This window comes from Kitasatospora setae KM-6054, from assembly GCF_000269985.1.
In the GTDB taxonomy this organism is placed as follows: domain Bacteria; phylum Actinomycetota; class Actinomycetes; order Streptomycetales; family Streptomycetaceae; genus Kitasatospora; species Kitasatospora setae.
In genome coordinates this window covers 6,590,629-6,607,486 of the sequence record NC_016109.1, presented here as the reverse complement: position 1 = coordinate 6,607,486, position 16,858 = coordinate 6,590,629, and the positions used below count along the sequence as shown (strand labels likewise).

At 73.5% G+C, this 16,858-nt stretch carries 15 protein-coding genes; 2 read left to right on the top strand and 13 right to left on the bottom strand.

Features of this window, described 5'->3' with window-relative positions:
- Nucleotides 1-31 precede the first annotated feature (31 nt).
- Nucleotides 32-1,255 (top strand): NAD(P)/FAD-dependent oxidoreductase, encoded by a 1,224-nt coding sequence (locus KSE_RS29180; RefSeq protein WP_014138963.1) that lies wholly within the window; start codon nucleotides 32-34, stop codon nucleotides 1,253-1,255.
- Here KSE_RS29180 and KSE_RS29175 read toward each other — a convergent pair.
- From KSE_RS29175 to KSE_RS29165, 3 genes are all read right to left on the bottom strand, one after another.
- The gene (locus tag KSE_RS29175; protein WP_014138962.1) at nucleotides 1,242-1,448 is read right to left on the bottom strand and encodes a hypothetical protein; all 207 of its coding nucleotides are present in this window, start codon (nucleotides 1,446-1,448) and stop codon (nucleotides 1,242-1,244) included. The two genes, KSE_RS29180 and KSE_RS29175, sit on opposite strands and share 14 nt — an antisense overlap.
- A 145-nt stretch (nucleotides 1,449-1,593) precedes the next feature.
- Nucleotides 1,594-2,289 (bottom strand): class I SAM-dependent methyltransferase, encoded by a 696-nt coding sequence (locus tag KSE_RS29170; RefSeq protein WP_033258226.1) that lies wholly within the window; start codon nucleotides 2,287-2,289, stop codon nucleotides 1,594-1,596.
- Between the two features lie 97 nt (nucleotides 2,290-2,386).
- The gene (locus KSE_RS29165; protein ID WP_014138960.1) at nucleotides 2,387-2,842 is read right to left on the bottom strand and encodes a glycine-rich domain-containing protein; all 456 of its coding nucleotides are present in this window, start codon (nucleotides 2,840-2,842) and stop codon (nucleotides 2,387-2,389) included.
- Nucleotides 2,843-2,981: 139 nt separating this feature from the next.
- Between KSE_RS29165 and KSE_RS29160 the strand changes: the two genes are divergently transcribed.
- The gene (locus tag KSE_RS29160; protein ID WP_081539683.1) at nucleotides 2,982-4,316 is read left to right on the top strand and encodes a helix-turn-helix transcriptional regulator; all 1,335 of its coding nucleotides are present in this window, start codon (nucleotides 2,982-2,984) and stop codon (nucleotides 4,314-4,316) included.
- Between the two features lie 79 nt (nucleotides 4,317-4,395).
- On the opposite strand, the gene KSE_RS29155 is transcribed toward KSE_RS29160, so the two are convergent.
- The 10 genes from KSE_RS29155 to KSE_RS29110 all read right to left on the bottom strand — a co-directional run bounded on the left by KSE_RS29155 (nucleotide 4,396) and on the right by KSE_RS29110 (nucleotide 16,817).
- Entirely contained in the window at nucleotides 4,396-5,868 is a 1,473-nt protein-coding gene (locus tag KSE_RS29155) for an MFS transporter (RefSeq protein WP_014138958.1), read from the bottom strand.
- Between the two features lie 151 nt (nucleotides 5,869-6,019).
- The gene (locus tag KSE_RS29150; RefSeq protein WP_014138957.1) at nucleotides 6,020-7,609 is read right to left on the bottom strand and encodes a class I adenylate-forming enzyme family protein; all 1,590 of its coding nucleotides are present in this window, start codon (nucleotides 7,607-7,609) and stop codon (nucleotides 6,020-6,022) included.
- Nucleotides 7,610-7,819: 210 nt separating this feature from the next.
- Nucleotides 7,820-8,467, bottom strand: a complete 648-nt coding sequence (locus KSE_RS29145; RefSeq protein ID WP_014138956.1) for an NAD(P)H-dependent oxidoreductase — start codon at nucleotides 8,465-8,467, stop codon at nucleotides 7,820-7,822.
- A gap of 86 nt (nucleotides 8,468-8,553) precedes the next feature.
- The gene (locus tag KSE_RS29140) at nucleotides 8,554-9,027 is read right to left on the bottom strand and encodes a YybH family protein (protein WP_014138955.1); all 474 of its coding nucleotides are present in this window, start codon (nucleotides 9,025-9,027) and stop codon (nucleotides 8,554-8,556) included.
- A 58-nt stretch (nucleotides 9,028-9,085) separates the two neighbouring features.
- Entirely contained in the window at nucleotides 9,086-9,922 is an 837-nt protein-coding gene (locus KSE_RS29135; protein WP_014138954.1) for an arylamine N-acetyltransferase family protein, read from the bottom strand.
- Nucleotides 9,919-10,533 (bottom strand): flavodoxin family protein, encoded by a 615-nt coding sequence (locus tag KSE_RS29130; RefSeq protein WP_014138953.1) that lies wholly within the window; start codon nucleotides 10,531-10,533, stop codon nucleotides 9,919-9,921. The genes KSE_RS29135 and KSE_RS29130 overlap by 4 nt, the downstream gene beginning before the upstream one ends.
- Before the next feature lie 157 nt (nucleotides 10,534-10,690).
- A complete protein-coding gene (locus KSE_RS29125; RefSeq protein ID WP_014138952.1) occupies nucleotides 10,691-11,842 on the bottom strand; it encodes a hypothetical protein in 1,152 nt (383 codons plus the stop codon).
- Entirely contained in the window at nucleotides 11,826-12,662 is an 837-nt protein-coding gene (locus KSE_RS29120) for a thiopeptide-type bacteriocin biosynthesis protein (protein WP_014138951.1), read from the bottom strand. The genes KSE_RS29125 and KSE_RS29120 overlap by 17 nt, the downstream gene beginning before the upstream one ends.
- A 16-nt stretch (nucleotides 12,663-12,678) precedes the next feature.
- Nucleotides 12,679-13,926 (bottom strand): lanthionine synthetase C family protein, encoded by a 1,248-nt coding sequence (locus KSE_RS29115; protein WP_014138950.1) that lies wholly within the window; start codon nucleotides 13,924-13,926, stop codon nucleotides 12,679-12,681.
- Nucleotides 13,923-16,817 (bottom strand): lantibiotic dehydratase, encoded by a 2,895-nt coding sequence (locus KSE_RS29110; protein WP_033258225.1) that lies wholly within the window; start codon nucleotides 16,815-16,817, stop codon nucleotides 13,923-13,925. Before KSE_RS29110 ends, KSE_RS29115 begins: the two co-directional genes overlap by 4 nt.
- Between the last annotated feature and the right edge of the window lie 41 nt (nucleotides 16,818-16,858).

Genomic DNA, 16,858 nt, shown 5'->3' with positions numbered 1-16,858 from the left:
CCCGGCCGGCCCCCACCCGGAGGACACCCCCATGACCCGAACCCTCGTCGTCGTCGGACACGGCATGACCGGGCAGCGCCTGGTCGAGGACCTGCGCGCCAGGGACCGCACCGCGGCCTGGCGGGTCGTCGTCCTCGGCGAGGAGCGGCACCCGGCGTACGACCGGGTCGCGCTCTCCTCCTACCTGGACGGCCGCAGCGCCGCCGATCTCAGCCTGGTCCGCCCCGGGCTGCGGCACGACGCCCTGGTCGAGTTCCGGCACTCCACCAGGGCGGTCGCCGTGGACCGCACCGCCCGCACCGTCCGCTGCGCCGACGGCGGCACGGTCCGCTACGACGCGCTGGTCCTCGCCACCGGCTCCCGCCCCTTCGTCCCGCCCGTGCCCGGCCACGACCTGCCCGGCTGCTTCGTCTACCGCACCCTGGACGACCTCGACGCGATCCGGGACGCCGCGGCCGGCGCCCACTCCGGCGTGGTCATCGGCGGCGGCCTGCTCGGCCTGGAAGCCGCCAACGCGCTGCGACTGCTCGGCCTGCGCCCGCACGTCGTCGAGATGGCCCCCCGGCTGATGCCCGTCCAGGTCGACGACGGCGGCGGCCGGGTGCTCGCCCGGCTGGTCTCCGCGCTCGGCGTCCGCCTCCACCTCGCCGCCGCCACCCGGGCCGTCGAAGCGGGCCCCGACGGCCGCGCCGCCCGGGTCCGGCTCGCCGACGGCACCGCCGTCGACACCGGCCTGGTCGTCTTCTCGGCCGGCGTCCGCCCGCAGGACGCCCTCGCCGCCGACGCCGGCCTGCCCCGCGCCGAACGCGGCGGCTTCCTGGTCGACGACCACTGCCGCACCGCGGACGAGCGGATCTGGGCGATCGGCGAGTGCGCCGCCGTCGAGGGCCGCTGCTACGGCCTGGTCGCCCCCGGCTACCGGATGGCCGAAGCCGTCGTCGGCCAACTCCTCGGCGAGGGCCCCACCCGCTTCCCCGGCGCCGACCTCTCCACCAGGCTCAAGCTGCTGGGCGTCGACGTCGCCTCCTTCGGCGACGCCCACGCCCAGACCCCCGGCGCCCTCGAATACACCCGCCACCTCGGCGACACCCGCTACGCCAAACTCGTCCTCGACGAGGACGGCACCGTCCTCCTCGGCGGCGTCCTGGCCGGCGACACCCGCGCCTACCCCGTCCTGCACGGCCTCCTCGGCCGCGAACTCCCCGCCCCCGCCGACGAACTGCTCGGCACGGCGACCGGTCTCAGGGATAGCTGACGCAGCCGGCGGTGCAGCCCCCGCTCGCCGTGCTCAGGACCAGCCCCAGCACGAGGACCGCCAGGATGATCCAGGCCACGTGCAGGAACGGCCGCTCCCGCCCCTCCGGCGGCACCCGCGGAGCCCCGCGCGGCGGCACCCCGCCGTCCTCCCCGGGCTCGCCACCGGGCCCGTCGGATCCTTCCGCCGCCATCGCGCCACCCCCGTCCCGCCGTCTCCCTCCCCCATCGCACGGCGCCGGCCCCCGCCCGTCAAGCCCCACCGCACGCTCCCCCGGGGAAATTCACCTGACGCACCATCACCAACGGACGGAGCACGCCCCCGCACCGGCCACCGGACTACCGGCGGGCCCGGAGCAGCAGCGTGTCGGCCGACCGCGGGCCCAAGGCGGCGGGCGGGAGCCGGTCGACGCCGATCCGGGTGAAGCCCGCCCCGTCCAGCAGCTCGGTCCAGACGGCCTCCTGGAGCACCCAGCGGCGCATCGTCGCGGCGGTGCCGTCCGGGGTCCGGACCGGCACTTCGGCGTGCCGGACATCCGTCTCGGCGGGTGCCCCGCCGAGGTAGTGCCCCAGAGTGGAAGCCACCAGCAGCCCGCCCGGCCGAAGGGCCCGGGCAGCGGCGGGGAGCAGTCGGCGGGGATCGGTGAAGTCCAGACTCCCGAACACCGAGCAGAGGACGTCGTACGAGCCGGGGTGGGCGTCCAAGTGGTCGACCGCGTCGGCGTGCACGGCGCGCAACCGCGGCGCGAGGTGGCCGTACAGGTCACGCGCCCTCGCGTGCTGGGCGGCGGAGGAGTCGACGGCGTCGACCCGGGCCGGGGCGTGGCGGGCGACGAGGTGGGCGGCGTGGCGGGCGACACCGGCGCCGAGGTCGGCGACGACGAGGCCGGTGACGTCGCCCAGGACCTCGGCCCCGGGGCCCGCGTCCTGGGCCCAGACCCAGGAGAAAACCGGAGGAACGGCGCGGTCGCTGTCGGAGCGGGCGCGGCCGTAGTGGTGCCAGAGGTCCGGCGGGGTGGTCGTCACCCGTGCCATCCTCGCGCCCGCCGCGTACCGGCGGAGGACTTCGGGGGAACTCCACCCTCCCGGGCGGAAGGCGGCCCCGGGGGTCCCGGGGCCGCCCGATGACCGGTCAGTGCGAGTCGTTGCCGGGGTGGCAGGGGCTGCAGCCGGCGGCGTCCGCCCACAAGGGCAGGTCCACCTCCCAGCCCTCGGCGGCGATCAGCTGGGCGGTGCGCGGCACGGTGCCGTCCTGCTTGAACTCGACGGCCGGCACGTGGTGCAGGAAGCGGCCGCCGTTGTGGACACGGCACAGCTCGGCGTAGGCGACGGTGTCCAGGACGATCGTGTGGACGCCGATGTCCACCAGCGAGCTGGGGCCCAGACCCAGGTGCTCGTCGCGGTGGGCCATCGCGGTGAGCAGGTAGGCGTAGCCCTGCCCCAGGACGCGGGCGGCCATGACGGAGTCGTAGGGGTGGTCGCGCATCAGCAGGCCGATCTGCTTGTCCCACAGGTCGGCGGGGACGTGGTCACGCACGTTCCGGAACAGGCCGGTGATCTGGTCGGCGGGAGCGGTCGAGGTTGCCATGGTTCCTCCGACTTCGGGTCCGGGATGGCCCCGGACGGTGCGAACAGCACACCACCACCCGGATAGCCGGAGTGGTCAACTTGCTTACCCTGGAACTGTTTTGCACGGCATGCAAGCATCGTCGACGGACTGTCGGATCATGTGTACCGTTGGTGAGCCCCGGTTGTGTCGCCTGGGAGGTCCCGTGCCGGACTCACTGTGGAGCACCCCGAAAGCCCGGTCGCTGGCGGAGCAGCACCGCCCAGGTGAACTGGTGCGCCTGGGACGCCAGCACCGCGACTGGACACTGGAAGCCCTCGAGCGCCGCCTGGGAGTCTCGCCCTCCACGGTCAGCCGTCTCGAACGCGCCAACCGAATCGTGGACCTGGCACTCCTTCGGCAGGCCGCGATCGAAGTCGGAATGCCGCGCCACGTACTGGTGACTTCCCTTGCGCTGGGCCCGTCGACCGGCCACCACACGGATAGAGTGGCCGGCAGTTTCCGCCAGGCCGAGGAGAGTCCTATGCGCCGCCGAACGCTTGTCGCCGCCGCCACCGTGGCCGGGCCGGCGGCCTTACTCCTAGGGCTGGACGACGCGCTCGCCGACACACCCGGGCCGACCCGCAACGCCGCGCAGCTCGACCAGGTCCTGAACCGCGCCCGCGACCTGTTCGACACCGGAGCGCACGCCCGACTCCTTGAGGTTCTGCCCGGCCTGATCGCCGACGCCCACGCCGCCGCCGACTCCCGGCGCGACCTCGACCAGGCCCGGCTGTCCACGGTCTACAGCCTCGCCACCGCAGTCCTGATCAAGACCGGCCACTACGACCGGGCCCGGTTGACCGCGGACCGCGCCCGTACCTGGGCAGAGGTGTCCGGCTCGCCGCTGGCCCAGGCCGCCGCCACCCGCGAGGCGGCCGTCGTGCTGAGGCACCAGGACCGGGCCCCCGCCGCGCAGCGGCTGATGCTCACCGCCGTCGACCGCCTGGAGAACACCGGACTCACCACCCAGCCCCAGACGGCGGCCTACGCCCAACTGCTGTGCACCCTCGCCTACACCGCGGCGGTCGCCGGCCAGCGCACGGAAGCCGTCGCCATGATGGCCGAAGCCCGGAACGCCGCCCGCCGACTGCCCGCCACCCCCGGCACCGGGAGCCTGTTCACCATCACCCCGGCAGCGGCCGACCTCTACGCCGTCAGCGTCCACTGGGCCCTCGGCGACGCAGGGGCCGCCCTCGAAGCCGGCCGCAACCTGCGGCCGGAGCAGTTCCCCACCGCCGAACGGCGCGCCCGACTGCACACCGACCTGGCACGCGCCTGGTGGCAGTGGGGGCGCCCAGAGCAGACGGCGAACGAACTTCTCTCGGCACTCCGAGCGAGCCCGGCCGAGATCCGCGACCGATCCTCCATCCGAGCGGTCGTCAGCGACCTCGTGACCCGCCACCCGCGAGCCGCAGGGGTTCGGGAGCTCGCCGCCGCCGTCCCCCTCTCCTGAACGGCCCGGCCGCGCGCGTGCGAGAGCCCCCCGCCGGGTGGCGGGGGGCTCTCGCAGGGGTGGGGCGGGAGGGGGCGGGTCAGACGCCGGCCTTCTCCAGGGTGTCGGCGGCCGCGTCGGCGGTGGAGCCGGTGGTGGCGCGGGGTTCGGGCTTGCGGAGGCCGAGGGCGATGACGGCGGTGATGAGGATGCCGACGGCGGCGAGGTAGAAGGCGTTGCGGGTGCCGTCGGAGGTGGCGACGCGCAGGGCCTCGCCGGTCTTGCCGGACAGGCCGGAGTTGGCGACGGCGACCAGGACGGCGAGGCCGACGGCGCCGCCGACCTGCTGGGTGGTGGAGGCGGCGCCGGAGGCGATGCCCTGGTCCTGGGGTTCGATGCCGACCGCGGCGGCGCCGAACATCAGGGTGTAGCCGGCGCCCTGGCCGACGCCCAGCACGATCAGGCCGGGGACGAGGACCAGGTAGGAGGCGTCGGCGGCCATGGTGACGCCGACGATGCCGGCGCCGACGACGCCGATCAGCAGCGAGGCGATCATGATGGCGCGGATGCCGTAGCGGGTGGCCAGGCGGCCCGCGGTCTGGGCGCCGAAGGCGATGGCGACCATCGGGACGAGGAACGCCAGGCCGGTGTCGAGGGCGTTGTAGCCGTGCACGCCCTGGAAGTAGACGGTGAGGAAGTACAGCAGGGTGCCGAAGGTGCCCATGTAGGCGAAGGTGACGGCGGTGGCGGTGGTGAGGTTGCGGTTGGCGAACAGGCGCAGCGGGAGCAGCGGGTCCGCGGAGCGCTTCTCGATCGCGAAGAACAGCGCGAGGAGCACGGCGCCGGCGACGAAGGCGCCGACGACCGGCAGCGAGCCCCAGCCGGAGACCGGGCCCTGGCCGAGGGCGAAGACCACGGCGGTGATGCCGATGGTGGAGGTGAGCGCGCCGGCCAGGTCGAAGCCGCGGCCGCTCTTGCGGGTGGCGTCGGGGCTGATCAGCGGGAAGGCGAGCAGCGCGGCGACGCCGGCCAGCAGCACGTTGATGTAGAAGACCGAGCTCCAGCCGAACGCCTGGGTGAGGACGCCGCCGAGCAGCGAGCCGACGATCATGCCGCTGCCGCCGGCGGTGCCCCAGACGGCGAAGGCGCGGTTGCGCTCCTTGCCCTCGGCGAAGCTGGTGGAGACCAGGGTGAGGGTGGCGGGGAAGAGGAACGCGCCGCCGATGCCCTGCACGGCGCGGGAGGCGATCAGCAGGCCGGGCTCCTGGGCGAGGGCGCCGAGCAGCGAGGAGCCGGCGTACAGGCTGAGGCCGAGGACGAACATCCGGCGCGGGCCGAACAGGTCGCAGGCGCGGCCGCCGAGCATCAGGAACCCGCCGAAGGCGACGGCGTAGGCGCTGACCACCCACTGGAGGTTCTGCGCGGTGAAGCCGAGGGCCGAGCCGATCTCGGGAAGGGCGACGTACACGATGTTGTAGTCGATGGAGATGATGAGCTGGGCGAAGGCCAGCAGGGCCAGGGTCAGCCCGAGCCGGCGGCGGCGGGCCGTCTCGTTCTCGGCGAGCTGTGACATCGGGGTCTTCCTTCGGGTCAGGGGTGGGGTTCGCGGGTCGGTGGGGTGACGCTTCGTCACTCGGTGGTTCTTCGGGAGGTCAGGGAGGTCAGGGAGGTCGGGGAGGTCAGGGAAGTCAGGCGGCCGGTGAGGGCCGGTGGGGCAGGGCGGGTCAGCAGAGCTGTCCGGCGGGCTGCGGTTCCCGGGCGGCCGTCAGGCGGGAGGCCAGCTCCAGGCGCTTGATCTTCGCGGTGGCGGTGCGCGGCAGTTCGTCGAGCCGCAGCTGGACCGGGTCCGCCATGGCGGCCTGGTCGGCGACGGCGGCGCGCCAGCGGTCGAGGTCGATCGGGGCGTCGCCACGGGTGCAGACGACCGGCAGCGGTTCCTTGTTCCGGCCGGGGACGATGACCAGTTCGGTGAGTTCCGGCAGCCGGTGCAGCAGGACGTCCTCGACCTCGAGGGTGGAGTGGATGGTGGGGATGACGTCGACCTCGCGGTCCAGCAGGTGCAGGCAGCCCCACTTGGTGCGGTAGCCGACGTCGCCGCCGCGCCACCACTCGCCGTGCACCTGCTGCTGGAAGCGCTCCTCCTCGCCGTAGTAGCCGAGGGCGCGGCCGGCGGTGGAGACGTCGATGTAGCCGGGGGTCTCGCGGGTGGCCGGCTGCCCGTTGCGCGGGACCAGGCGGTAGCGGGTGATGCCGGGGGCCGGGTAGCCCTGGCAGCGGCCGTCGGCGTGCAGGACGTTGCCGCGGGTGTAGGGGCGGGCGATCAGCGGACCGCACTCGCTCTGGCCGTACACCTGGAGGAAGACCGGGCTGCGGCGCTCGGACGCCTGGAGGAACTTGTGCATGGTGCCGGGGTGGATGGCGTCGAAGGTGCTGTTGAAGAAGCGGACGCTGGAGATCGGCCTGCGCGGGTCGTCGAGGATGGACTCGCACTCCAGGAACGAGTTCGGGTGGGTCTCCAGGACGCCGGGGCGGTGCTCGACCAGCGCGTCGGCCAGCCGCTCCGGGGAGGCGTCGTTCAGGAACACCATCGGCTTGTTGCGCTTCAGCAGCACGCCGATCCCGGGGTACAGCCGGGAGTGCACGTACGAGATGTGCATCAGCACGGCCTCGCGCTTGCGCAGCAGCCGCACCACCCGGTCCTGCCAGAGGTAGCGGGCGCCGATCGAGCGGGACGAGTGGACGACCAGCTTGGGGATGCCGGTGGTGCCGGAGGTGTGGGTCATCATCGCGGGCTCGTCCGGGTCGAGCACGACGGCCGGGCGGACCGGGGCGCCGGCCAGGTCGGCGAGCGCGGTCGCGCCGGGCCGCGCACCGGTCGCGGAGAGCACCAGCGAGGTGAGTTCGGCCAGCGGCGCGCCGGCCAGCTCGCCGTCGAGCTTGGCGGCGTCGGTGAGCAGCGCCGGGCGCTTGAGCCGCCGCAGCAGCGCTTCGACGGTCGGGCCGTCGAGGTGCGCGGAGAGCATCACGGGCACGGCGCCGATCCGGGCGGCGGCGCAGGCGAACAGCGTGATGTCGAAGCTGTTGGTCTTGTGGATGACGACGTGGTCGCGGGTGCGGACGCCCGCCGCCCACAGCCGGTTGGCGGTCTCGGCGACCAGGTCGGCGAACCGGGCCACGGTGAACCGGCGCCCCGCCTCCGGCAGGGCGTCCATGGCCTCGTCGAGGGTGATGGTGTTGGCGCCGTATCGAACAGCAGCCTCCTCGGCCATCAGGCCGAGATTCAGGATTGTCTTGTTCTTGGGGATCCGGAGCATGCTTCCACGCTCGCAGAGGCGGCCGCAGGCCGACAGGACGGCCGATTGACTGTGTCACATCAGCGAGTTGACCCCCACTGACCGCCGCTGACCTGCGCCGATCCTTGCCGTCGAGAGGCCGGCCGAACGCGACAGGTCCGCCGCGGCCGGAGCCGCGGCGGACCTGTGGATGCGCCGGATGTGCGTGTTGCTCGGGGGGGGAATACGGGGTCAGCCGTTGTCGAGACCTCGCTTCAGGGCCGCGGCGATCTCCAGGGTGCGGACGGTCTGGTAGCCGACCGCCTTCAGGTTGTCCTCGGTGACGTTCTGCGCCAGCTGGCCGGGGATCGCCTGCAGGCCGGAGGTGGCGCTCACGCCGTACGGGTTGCCGTTGCTGGGGGCGAGCAGGATCGGGTCGGTGACGCCGGGCGGCACGATGATCGCGCCCCAGTGGTAGAAGACGTTGGAGAGCGACAGCAGGGTCGACTCCTGGCCGCCGTGCGGGGTGCCGGTGGAGGTGAAGGCGGACATCGCCTTGTTCTTCAGGCCGTGCCGGGCGTGCAGTTCGAAGGTCTGGTCGATGAAGTGCTTGAGCGGGCCGGCCATCGCGCCGTAGCGGCCCGGGGTGCCCCAGACGACGGCGTCCGCCCAGTCCAGGTCGTCGATGGTGGCGACCTCGACCTCGCGGCTGCCCGAGACGTGCTCCTCGTAGGCGGCGGTCCACTCGGTGTAGTTCGGGGCCAGGGTGCTCTCCTGGATCTCGGCGACGCGGCGCAGCCGGACCTGGGCGCCGGCCTTCTCGGCGGCCTCGGCGGCGGCGACCGCGAGCTTGTGGATGTTCCCGGTCGCCGAGTAGTAGACGATCGCTACGTTGGTCATGGGGTGAGAGCTCTCTCTTCTCCGCCGCCGCGACTGTGCTGCCGCGCGGCGAGTGGCTGCGGTTCTTCGTACGGGAGGCGCGGACGTCAGGAGCCGTCGGCGGCGCGGTCGGTGCCGGGCGGGTTGTCGATCGCGTAGCGCCAGTGGCCGTCCGCGCCGCGGCGGCAGACGTCGGTGGCGGTGCCCTGGTGGAGCACGTGCGTGCCGTCCGGCTTGGTTCCCTCGATCAGGTAGTCGCCGATGATCAGGGCCAGGTCGTCGTACACGTAGGTGTGCCGGACGCTCAGCCGCATCGGGATGCCGAGCGCCATGAAACTGCTGGTCGCGGCCCGGCGGCCGTCGCCGGACACCACGTTCCCGGGGGTCAGGACGCGGACGCAGCCGGGCTCGAAGAGGTGGTCGATCGCCTGCAGGTCACGGGCGTTGAACGCGCGCATGAAGCGTCCGGGCAGGTCGGCGGGGTCGTCGACCGGGGCGAAGAGCGCGGCCCGGTCGGCGGCGTCCGCCGCGCTCTCGGCCCCGGCCTCGGTCTCGGCCCCGGTCTCGGTCTGGGTCGTCATCGGAACTCCTCGGCGGGCTTGCGGGTGGGCAGTTGCTCGACCTGGGCTTGCTCGGCGCTCACTCGACCTGGATGCCGGACGAGCCGGCCGGGAGCACGGGGATCCTCGGGAGCCGCGCGAGCGCGATCCCGAAGTGGGTCAGGTAGGCGTCCCGTACCGCCTCGTCGCCGTCCAACTCCTCGACCGTACGCTGCCCGTCGGCCGTCCGCAGGGTCAGCCGGGTGCCCTTGAGGGTCACCCGCCCGTCGGCGGTGGGCAGCGAGCAGAACAGGTCGTGCAGGAACGGTGAGTCCGGCGAGGTGCGGAACCACCAGAGCGAGGGCCGGAACTGGCCCAGGTCGCGCTCGCGCAGGTCGACCCGGTAGAGCGGGGCGCCGTCCAGCAGCAGGTCCTGTTCGCCGTCGAACGGTTCGGTGACGGCGAAGACGCCCTCGGCGTCGGGCTGCGGCGCGGTGGTGTCCAGCGGCAGCGGCCGGCGGCTGACCCGGCGGAAGCCGACGTCCACCAGGTGACCGACGCCGTCGACGTCCACCCGGAGCAGCAGGTGCCCCAGCGGCGCGCCCAGGCCGTCCGGGCGGCGGACCCGGGCGGCGAGGATCCGGACCCGGTAGCCGAGCGCCTCCAGCAGCAGGCCGAACGCCGGGTTCACCTCGTAGCAGGCGCCGCCCCGGCCGTCCCGGACGATCTTGTCGACGACCCGGGCGTCCAGGTGGATCTCCCGGTCGAGGTGGTAGTCCAGGTTCTCGAACGGGACCGACAGCACGTGCCGTTCCTGCAGCTCGGCCAGCGCGCGCAGGTCCGGCCGGGCCGGGCGCTCGGCGCCGATCCGCTCCAGGTACGCGTCGACCAGGGCCTCGTCCAGGCGGGCGGCGGGGGCCGCGAGCACGGCGGTCACCGGCCGTCCAGGGTCTTCAGCACCGACGCGACCTCGAGGGTCCGGCGGGCCTGGAAGGCCGCGGCCTCCAGGTTCTCGTCCGCCACCACGCCCGGGTTCGCGCCGACCACCGCCGACGCGCCGTACGGGTTGCCGTTGTTCGGCTTGAACAGCACCGGCTCGGTCGAACCCGTCGCGACGATCGGCGCGCCCCAGTGGGTCAGCGCGTTGTGCAGCGCCAGGATCGCCGACACCTGGCCGCCGTGCGCCGCCGAACCGGCCGCGAACGCCGAGACCGCCTTGTTCAGCAGCTTGCCCTCGATCGAGAGCTTCGACGTCCCGTTGATGAAGTGCATCAACTGCGGCGCGGCCAGCCCGAAGTGCACCGGCGTCCCGAACAGGATGCCGTCCGCCCACTCCAGGTCCGCCAGCTCGGCCACCGGCACGTCCGCGGTCTCCGCCGCGAACCCCTCGGCACCCTCCCGCCGGGAGGCGGCCGCGTCCGGCGCTATCTCCGCGATCCGGCGCAGCCGGACCTCCGCGCCCGCCTTCTCCGCCGCCTCGGCGGCCGCGGCCGCCAGCCGGAACGTCGAACCGGTGGACGAGTAGTAGATGACCGCGATGTTCGTCATGGCGTGCTGCGCTCCCTGGCTGGTCGTCTCCGGCCCACTCCCTGCTCCCGGGGGCCGAGAACGATCCTCCCGCCACGCCCCCGCCCGGCCCGAGCCCCGACCGGACAGTCCGTCAGGTCCACGGCGGCTCCGGCTCTGCCGTGCGCGGTGGCAGGTCTCAGCGCTTCAGGGCCTGCCGGATGCCCGGATCCGGTGCCCGAGGAGCGGGCGGGCGCCGCTCGCCCGGGGCGGCGAGTGCGTTTTCGAGTACCCGGACGGCGCCGCCGACCGCGGCGTCCAGCCGCTCCCGGGAGTCCGCGGGGAGGGTGCCGCTGCCCAGCGCGCAGGCGGCGAGGGCCCGTTCGCGGGCTTCGGCTCGCTCGGCGGCCAGGACGGCGCGGGCGGCGGGGTGGGCGAGGAGGTCGCGCAGGGCGTAGCCGTCGCCGGATTCATCCGTTCGGATGATGGCGGTCCGGGCGAGGTTCCGGGCGGCGGGTGTGTCGGGTTCGGTGGCGTCGAGGACGGTGAGCGCGAGGCGGGTGGTGAACACGGCGAGGCCGTCGCCCGGTTCGAGGACGGTCCACAGGCCGGCGGCGCGCGCGGCGGCGCGCCGGTCGCCGGGGCGGCACAGGGCGGTGAGGGCGGCGGTGACGGCGTCCTCCCACGGGTCGCCGGGTTCGGTGTCGTGGAGGAGGGCGAGGACGGCGGGGCGGTCGCCGGTGGTGGCGGCGGCGAGGACGGCGGTCTGGCGGCCGTCGAGCATGCGCCGGCCGATGCCGTGGTGCGTCTGGACGTGGGCGAGTGCCTCCGTCCAACGGCCGACGGTGGTCAAGGCGCGGGTGCCGTCCGCGAGCAGGACGGACCACAGCCAGGCGCGGACGGTGTGGCGGTCGGCCGTGTCTGCGACGAGGTCTGCGGGGACGGCGATGCCCTCGATGTCGGTGGGGGCGGCCCTGGCGACGGCGTCGAACAGCGTCAGGAGGTACTGGCGGCCTTGATCTGCCCGGCCGGCGCGGAGTTGGAGGCGAGCGAGGTTGACGAGGGGTTCGAGGGCGCGGATCGCAGCGTCGGCAGGCAGCGGGGTGGCGTGCAGGTAGGCGGCGGCGTGCTGGTGGCACATCGCGCCGGCGGCGGTGTCGTCGCCGATGTCGGAGGCGATCAGGGCAGCGCGGTTGAGGACGGTCGAGGCGATGCTCGGGTCGCCCTGCTCGGCCGCGACGTCCGCGAGTCGGGTCAGCGCCTGGATGCGTTGGTGCAGGGGGAGGCAAGCCGGTCGCGGCCGGGCGACGAGGGGGAAGCGCCGGGCGGCGGCGTCAGGGAGTCTCCACATGGCTGGCCGCACTCCTCTCGGACGTGGTGACGGGGTCCGGGCCGAAGACGACGGTCTTGGCGGCGAAGGTGAGCGCGGCCTGGACGGCGTACGGCAGGCCGATCCGGTTCCAGGCGAAGATCACGTGGTGCGCCAGGACGTCGCGCAGGCCGCGGTGGAGCTTCCCCGCGGCGTGGAGGTCGGCCGTCTCCTCCCCGGCGTCGGCGTAGGCGCGGGCCCACTCGGCGGCACCGGCGAGCGGGCCGTCCGGTCGCAGAGCGTGGTGCGGGTCCACCGAGAGCAGGCGGCGGACGGCGGCCTGCAGCTGCTCGTGGCCGCCTGCTGCGGTGCCGGCGGGCTGGGCGCGGTGGGCGGCGACTCGGGCCCACACGTCGCCCTGCTCGTACCAGTCCAGCCCGGCTGATCGCAGCATGAGGTTGCACAGGAGCAGGGAGGTCTCGCGGCGGTGGGTGCCGACCTGGCCCGCCAGGTAGTCGGTGAGGCCGCGACTGTCGCGGTGGAAGAGCCGGTGAGCGCTGTCCATGGCTTCGGGGCCGCCGAAGGCGTGGACCTCGGGCTCGTAGACGCTCTGCGTCCAGCCCGTGATGTACCGGGCGGCCGTCATCCGGTCGAGCCCTTGCGCGACGGGGTCACGCCCGTCGGAGACAGGCCGGTAGCGCAAGCGCCAGCAGGGTCTCTTGCGGATGACGAACCACGCGGCGACGGTGCCTTCGGCCTCGGCGGCACGAAGAAGCGGGACGAGGTGGGCCAAGGCGGTGGTCTCGGCTTGCTCCCAGTCGTGGAACATGATGTTGGCTTGGCGCCAGGGGAGTTGGTGCATCGTGGGCCTCCGGGGTTCATGCCAGAGCGAGGAAGGTGTCCCAGCGCGGTGCGGGCGTGAGCCCCGTGCCGAAGGTGTGCAGGGCGAGCGCCGCCCCGGCGGCTCCATCGAGCAGTTCCGGGTCGAGACGGTCGTGGCCGAGCGCGGTGACCAATCGGTCGGCCAGGTAGGGCAGTTCCGTCGCGATCGCGCGGTTTCCGGTGGTGGTGGCCATCCGCCATGCGGCATGCAGCAGGCCGGCCGTGCCGTGGCACAGGCCGGTATCGGGGAGCTCGGCCAGTTGCCGCGGGTCGCGCAGGGCCGCGAGGATCGCCTTCTCGGCATCGTTCACCCGCTTCGGATCGCCGAGTGCGAGTCCGGCCAACTGCTGGGCACGGGCGGTTCCGCTGACGCCGTAGCACCAGGACGGTCGGGGGTGCAGGGCCGGATCGAGGTGCCCGCCGACCGTCTGTCCGACGGTGAGCTGGCCCGGCCACCAAGGGCCCGTCTCGTCGTCCTGGCGCCAGCGGTCGGTCCAGGAGCAGATCCGCTCGACCGCGTCGGCCGTGCCGGGCACGGCCAGGCCGTGGAGCAGGGCCCTGGACAGGATGGACAGGACGGAGCCGATGCCGTGGGCGGTGCCGAAGTTGCCGTGGCCGCCGGGGTAGTCGGGGTGGGGTGCGCCGGTCGGTCCGACGTCCATCCACCAGGGCGGCAGCCCGCTCGGGTCGGGCATCGGCTCGGTCAGGCGGACGAGGTAGGCGAGCACCTCCCGGGTGATCTCGTGGTCGGGGTGGCGGCTCAGGTGGTAGGCGCCCAGTCCGGACAGGCCCTGGATCAGGTCGAACTCTTCCATGGGGGGCCGCTGGGCGCGGTCGATGCGGTGGCGGGCGGCGGCCAGGCGGCTGCGGGTGACCGTGGCGGTCGCGGTGTCCAGGCGTTCCAGGACGCGCTGGTAGCGGCTCGACGCGGCCGCCGCGAGGGACGTGACGAAAGCGAGCGCCGGCGCGCCGAAGTACAGGTTGGCGTTGGCTGCCGCGCTGATGTCCCCGTCCAGGGCGGCGAGGAGCCAGGTGTGCGCGGTGTCCCAGTCCCCGTAGCCGGTGCGGGCGCGCTCGACGTGCAGCAGGGCGATGCCCGCGGCTCCTCCTGCCAGCGACTGCGGCCAGGAACGGCCGCCGTCGGGGTGGCCGAGTGGCCATACGGTGTTCGGGTCGGCCAGTGCCCGGGCGAGCCGGTCGGCTGCGGTCAGCGCGGTGGTGGCAGCCGTGGCTGTGGTGGTCACGGTGTCCTCCGTGCTCGTGCCGTCCAGCTCAAGGCGGCTGCCCTGGCCAGGTGCAGGTGTCTCCGCTCCTCGTCCAGGTCGGGCCCGTGCATCCGGGCGTGGTGGAGGTGCAACAGGTCTGGCAGCAGGTCCTCGGGGCGTGTGTCCGTGGCCAGGAGCGCGCCCCGGTAGGCGATCAGTGCTTCGCGTCGCGCGGACCAGGTGGTGGCGACCCGCCCGCCCAGGACGGCCGGCGGGTTGTTCACCAGGTCGACCGCTTGGCGGTAGACGACACGGTCGGGGGCAGTGGCGCTGGTGCGGGTGTGTTCGATGAGCCATCGCATCGCCGCGGCGCTGTCGCCGAGCAGGCCGGTGGCGAGGTCGACCATGCTCGCGGAGGTCAGGGCACCCGCGTCAACCGTGCCGACGGCGGCGAGTTGGGCCACGACGGCAGCGGAGTCGGTGGCGAAGAACCTCTCGGCCGCCCCGATCGCGGTGGGGCCGCCGAACCGCGCGGTCTCCGGGAGGTAGGTCTCCACACTGGCGTGGGTGATCAGGCCACGGCGGCGCAGGTGCCGGGCCCACTCTCCGAGGGACTCGAAAGCGGCGCCGAGCGCCCCGGGCTTGCAGTTCAGCCGGAGGCGGAGGTGGTCGCCGGAATCGCGGTACCGGACGAACCACCAGCGGGAGGAGCCCAGTTCGCTCAACAGGGCCGACAGGTGCCGCGTCAGGATCGGGTCCTGCCGCTCGCGGTGCCCGTACAGGTGGAGTTGGACGCGGTTGTCGCATCCGGGCAGGTGCCCGTGCTCCCGGCCCACGGGCCGGCCTCGCGTTCGGACCGGCGCCCTGTTCTGGTCAGCGACCAGGGGGATGACGATCTCGTGTGCCCGCCCGCCGGTCCAACCCAGGTCCTCGGCTTCGGAAGCGGGGTGCAGCAGCACTGTGCCGTCGCGCGCCAGGTGTGCGCGCAACACAGCCCGGTGCGAGGACTCGGCGAGGTCCAAGGCGATGCGCTGGTCGGCTTCGGTCAGGTGGACCCGTTCGGGCAGGCGTACGTCACGGCGCCACCGGGTCAGGGCCTGGTCCCACTCGGGCCATGGTGCTTGGGCAGTAGGCAGGTCGTTGTGGGCGAGGCGCCAGCGGGCCGGGGACAGGATCGTCCGCCCGTAGCGCAGAGCCGGTAGGAACGGCAGATGGGAGGGGGCGATGCCCCACAGGAACCCGGTGCAGGGGACGGCCAGCGCGACGGGTGCCTCGGCCAGGAAGCGGGCCAGTGGATGGGAGTGGTGGCCCAGGTCCACGGCGTTGAGGAGCAGGGTGTGCAGGGGGCGGTCACGGGAGAGCGAGACCAAGTGCAGCTGTTCGGCATCGGCGGTGACCGCCAGGTCCGTCACGGGAACCAGGCCGGTGTCCTGGCTGTGGTGCTCTCCGAGCGAGATGACCAGATCGGCTGCCTGTGGGGCTCGGGCAACGTTCCCGGCGCGAGTGGACAGCGGTGGCGAACTGATCTGTGCGAGGAGTGCGCCCCGGTGCACTGCCGGCAGCTCGGCGTACGCCTTGGTCATGCGGTCGCGGTCGGTGTCCCCCAGCAGGTCCAGGAAACGGCCCGCAGTGGCACCGGCCGAACGCGCCACACCGACGACGTGCAGCGTGAACTCGCCTCCTTGGAGGGCGGGGAGGCTGGTTGCGTGGATGCGAACCGTCAGTTCGGTGCTCGGCTGCACCGGGTGGCCGGGGTGGGTGGCGGCCAGTTCCTCCAACGCGGCGTCGTCGAGCTCGACTTCCAGGCGGCGCTGCATGCCTGCGCTGTGGGCGAGCCTGATGAGCCGACCGTCGCGCTCGGGCAGCGGGGAGGTCGTCGGCGCGGTGGTGGCACCGAGGAAGCCGGACGGGTATCCGAGCGCGTCGACGGCTTCCAGAACGGGCACGGTCGCCTGCGGCCCGTACCGCTCCAGGAACCGGCCGTGCCATTCGGCCCAGCCGGTCAGGGCAGCTCGGGGAGCCAGCCGGGTAAGCGCCCGCGCCGCCGCGGCCGCCTCGGTGGCCACTACCTCGGGGACGGTCAACTTCCAGTCCACCCGCAGGTCGACCATGTTCCTGGGCGTCCGACGTATCTCGTCCGCATCGACGGGCGGGAGATGTGACAGGTGGCCGTGGAGGGCGGCGAGCGGGTCGGTGACCGTCATCGCGGGGCGCAGGCTGGTGACCAGGAGCCGCTGCTCGACCATGCCCGAGATGAGCTTGTCGATCACGATGACCGGTGCGCTCGGGAAGGCGTCGGCCAGTTGCGCAGCGAGGTAACCCCACCCGATCGGTGCTCGCGCGCCCTGGAGCGCCGCGCGGACGGGAGCGGTCAGGCGCACGTGCACGTGTTGCGGTCCCACCTCGGCGGTTCCGCTCGGGAGGTGCTCGATCACCACGTGTCCGTCACGCTCCACCGCGAGGGTGGAGGCGGTCAGCACCAGGTGGGTCCGCAGCGCCGGGTGCTGCTCGAACCGATCGATCAGCGCCGTGCTGGACGCCGCGTCGGTCCTGGAGGTGGCATGGTGCTCGTTGCCCACGCGCAGCGTGGCCGTGGCACCGATGCGCGCGGGGGCGACACCGGCGAACAGGCCGAACGGAGTGGCGCGGGTGCGGGCTCGCAGCAGGTAGCGCAGAACCGCGAGCACCGTACGCCGAACGTCAGCGCTCTGGATCGGTCGACCGGTGCGGATCTGTTCCACCCGGCTCGCGAGATCGGGGCTGGCGACCGTAACGGCACCTGCGAAGTCCTGTTTCTGCCAAGCCTGTTGCAGCCATGCTCGCCACGATTCCGGGTCTGCTCGCTCGCTGACGAGGTCCGGCCAGGACGTCTGGTGGTCGAGGTTCCAGGCAGCAGCCCGAACCAGTGCCGCGTCGATGTGGCGGTACATGAGCCCCCCTTCTCTGCCGAGCGGTGCCCGGCCGCGCCCAT